This is a genomic window from Alienimonas sp. DA493 (genome assembly GCF_043951915.1).
Lineage (GTDB): Bacteria > Planctomycetota > Planctomycetia > Planctomycetales > Planctomycetaceae > Alienimonas.
Genome location: NZ_JBINJD010000263.1, coordinates 1 through 3,729 on the forward strand (window position 1 = coordinate 1; position 3,729 = coordinate 3,729).

A 3,729-nucleotide genomic window follows, 5' to 3' on the forward strand; every position below is an offset into this window, starting at 1 on the left:
ACGGTCGCGGCTCCAGATCGGTCCCCGGCAGACGCGGCAGAGCAGGGCGACCGTCAGTAGGGCGGCGGTCACCTCCGTCATCGGCCGCGGCGTGTATCGCAGCAGGATCGGGTCGCAGGCGACGACGGTTCCCGCCAAGGCCGCCCCTTTCCAACCCAACCCCAGCAGGCAGGCCAGCCGCACCGTCAGGCCCGCCGTCGCCGCCCCGGCGAGGACTTGGAACAGCAGGATCGCCGAATCCGCGTTGCCCAGCGCCGCAAAGATTAGCGGGACCAGCGGGGGCCGGAAGGCGGTGGCGACGCCGGTCTCCGGGCTGACGTAGCCCGCGCCGGCGAGCAGGTTCGCCGCCAGGCCGCGGTACATGTCCACGTCGACGGCCACATCGGCGGTCCACCGCCAGACGGCCACGGCCCGCAGCGCCGCGGCGAGCGTGACGACTGCCGCGACGACCGCCCCCCCCGGCGATCGGAGGGCGACGGGGCGGGGGAACGACGGCATTCCGGGCGGGGCGGTGGCGGGGCGGGGGCGACTCCTTAGAGTACCCCGCCCGCCGCGTCCCGCCCCCTCGCCCACATCGCCGGCTCCTCCCCCGCCGACGCCCCGCCGGATTCGTCCGAAGCCCCGGCTCCTCCCGCGGACGCCCCCCCGCCCGGGGCCGCGAGCCCCGGCGTGACCGGCCGCACCGTGTCCGAGCGGGTCGGCGACTGGCTGACTCGGTTCCGCTGGCCGTTGTTGCTGGTCGCCGCGGCCCTCGTCGCCGCGGCCGTCGCGCCGGCGAACCGGTTGGAGCTGGAACGCTCCATCGAGTCGCTCTACTCCCCCGGCGACCCCCGCCTCGCCGCGTACACCCGCAGCCGCGAACTGTTCGGCGGGGACGAGTTCGTCCTCGTCGCCTGGGATCAGGAGAACCCGACGGAGCCGGAGAGTCTGGACGCGATCGCCGCGTTCGCCGCGGAGCTGTCGCGGGTCCCCGGGGTGAACCCGGCCAGCACGCAGGATCTGTCCAAGGTGCTGCGGCCGGCGCTGGAGCCGGGGCTCAAGGCGGTGGTGCTCCGCCGCATGATTCCGCTGTGGGAACCGCAGTTGATGGAGCTGTCGGAGGGCGTGATCGTCAGCGCCGACCGCCGCACCGTCGCAGTCGTCCTCCGCCTGACGGCGGAGACCCCGGACCAGCCGATCACCGGCCCCGGCTCCCGGGCCGAGACGTTTCGGGAGATCCGGACCCTCGCCGCGGCGCACGACCCGCCGGCGTTCGTCGCTGGGGAACCGATCCAGGTTCACGACGCCTTCGAAGCGGTCGAGTACGACGGGAGGGTCCTCTTTTACGTCTCCCTCGCCCTGCTGGGGGCGGTGTTGTTGTTCCTGCTCCGCAGCCTGCGGTGGGTGCTGATCCCGCTGGCGGTCGTGCTGGCGGCGATCGTCTGGACGCGGGCGACGCTGGAGCTTTCGGGATTGCGGCTGAGCATGGTCTCCAGCATGTTGAATTCGCTGGTGTGCATCGTCGGCGTCGCGACCGTCATGCACGTCGCCCTGCGGTTCCGGGAACTCCGCCGGCTGGGCGGGGCCCCGGATTCGGAGGTTTCCACGATCAACGCCCTGCGGGAGACGTTCTCCCAACTGGCCGCCCCCATCTTCTGGAGCTGCGCCACGACGGCGGCGGGGTTCCTGTCGCTGCTCGCTGCGGACCTCACCCCGGTGCGGAGCTTCGGGCTGATGATGGGCCTCGGGGCCGGGGCGGTGTTGGTCGCCACGCTGTCGTTCACGCCGGGGCTGGCGCTGGCCGGGGGCTTCGACAGCACGCCCCGCGGCGCCCCGGGGGAGGGGCTGCTGGGCGGCCTGCTGGGCTGGGGGCCGGGGGCGATTCTCAAGTTCAAGCGGCCGCTCGCCGTCGTCACGGTCCTGCTGACGGTCTTCAGCCTGACGGGGGCGCTGCGATTAAAAGTGGAGACGGACTTCTCCAAGAACTTCAAATCCGACAGCGAGATCGTTCGCAGCCTCAATTATATCGAGGACCGGCTGGGCGGAGCCGGGTCTTGGGAGGTGAACGTGCCCGCCCCCGGCCCCGGCGAGCCGCTGCGGGAGGCGTATCTGAACCGCATCCGCGACCTTGCCGCGGAACTGCGGGCGCTGGAGGTCGGCGGGCGGCCGGCGTTCACGAAGGTCGTGGCGCTGACGGACACCCTCGACACCGTGCCGCTGATCGGCTCCTCCGTCCGCGACCGGCTGGACCAACTCGCGGAGTTCGCCCCGGAGGTCGAACCAAGTCTTTATAACCCGGAGGCCCGCCGCATGCGGATCGTGCTCCGCAGCCGCGAACGGCAGTCGGCCGGCCGCAAGCGGGCGGTGATCGAACGCACGGAGGCCCTTGCGCGTCAGCATTTTCCGGGAACCGAAACCGCCAAGCCCGCCTCCGCGACGGGGCTGTTCGTGCTGCTGACGTACCTCATCGAGAGCCTGCTGCGGGACCAGATCGTCAGCTTCGCCTGGGCCAGCGTCGGGCTGTTCGGGATGATGTGGGCGGCGTTTCGCAGTCTCAAACTCGCCGTGGCGAGCATGCTGCCGAACCTGTTGCCGATCGGGCTGGTGCTGGGCGGGCTGGGCTGGATCGGGTTGCCGGTGAATATCGGCACCGCGATGATCGCCAGCGTGTCGGTCGGGCTGACGGTGGACGGGAACGTGCATTACATCGCCGCCTATCTCCGCCAGCGGCGGCTCGGAGCGAGCCGGCGGGAGGCGCTGAAGATCGCCCACGGCACCGTCGGCCGGGCGATGACCTTCGCGGTGCTGGCCCTCGCCTGCGGCTTCGCGGCGTTGACGCTCAGTCAGTTCGTCCCGCTGATTTATTTCGGGGCGCTGGTCAGTCTGGCGATGCTCGGCGGGTTGATCGGCGACCTCGTCCTGTTGCCCCTGATGATCGGGTGGCGGGAGGAGTGACGCCGACCGCCCGCCGCCACCTGGCGATCGGCGACGTGCACGGCTGCGCCGCCGCCCTCGACGCCCTGCTGGCCCTCGTCGCCCCCCGGCCGGGCGACGTGGTGATCCCGCTGGGCGACCTCGTCGACCGCGGGCCGGACACCCGCGGCGTACTGGACCGGCTGATCCGTTTCGAAGCGGATTTCCCCGAGGTCGAATTGGTCCCGCTGCGGGGCAATCACGAAATCATGATGTGCGAGGCTCGCGACGGCTTCGACCAGCGCCGCCGCTGGCTGGAGTGCGGCGGGGACGCGACCCTCGGCTCCTACGCCCCGCTCGAGCCGGGACGGTCGCTGGCCCCCGTCCCCGCCGAGCACTGGGCGTTCCTGGACGAACGACTGGTCCCCTTTTTTGAAAGCGACGACAGCCTGTTCGTCCACGCCAACCTGTATCCGGACCTCCCGTTGACGGAGCAGCCGGACTTTATGCTGTATTGGGAGTTCTTTCCCGAAGCCCCGCCCCCGCACGTCAGCGGCAAGCGGATGATCTGCGGGCACACCCGGCAGCGGTCCGGCCTGCCGCGGGTCATGCCCTCCGCGGTCTGCATCGACACCGGCGCCTGCAAGGGCGGCTGGCTGACCTGCCTGTGCACCGAAACCGGCGAGGTCTGGCAGGCGGACGGAGCCGGGCGAACCCGCACCATGTGGCTGGACGAGATATAGACGCCCGTAACTGGTCCGGGCCGATCACCAACCCGAAGCGTCAGCGAGGGCCTTCCGAGCGACCAACAAAGTTTGACCGCAGGCGTAGCGTCCC

The 3,729-nt window shown here is 71.1% G+C and carries 3 protein-coding genes; 2 read left to right on the forward strand and 1 reads right to left on the reverse strand.

All coding sequences use genetic code 11. From position 1 onward, the window contains the following. A partial coding sequence (locus ACG2DA_RS22000; RefSeq protein ID WP_395258734.1) for a hypothetical protein occupies positions 1 to 498 on the reverse strand: 498 nt, incomplete at its 3' end. Between the two features lie 171 nt (positions 499 to 669). Between ACG2DA_RS22000 and ACG2DA_RS22005 the strand changes: the two genes are divergently transcribed. Then, on the forward strand, positions 670 to 2,934 hold the full coding sequence (locus ACG2DA_RS22005) for an RND family transporter (RefSeq protein WP_395258736.1): 2,265 nt from the start codon (positions 670 to 672) through the stop codon (positions 2,932 to 2,934). Next, a complete protein-coding gene (locus tag ACG2DA_RS22010; RefSeq protein ID WP_395258738.1) occupies positions 2,931 to 3,635 on the forward strand; it encodes a metallophosphoesterase in 705 nt (234 codons plus the stop codon). Before ACG2DA_RS22005 ends, ACG2DA_RS22010 begins: the two co-directional genes overlap by 4 nt. The last annotated feature ends 94 nt before the right edge of the window (positions 3,636 to 3,729 follow it).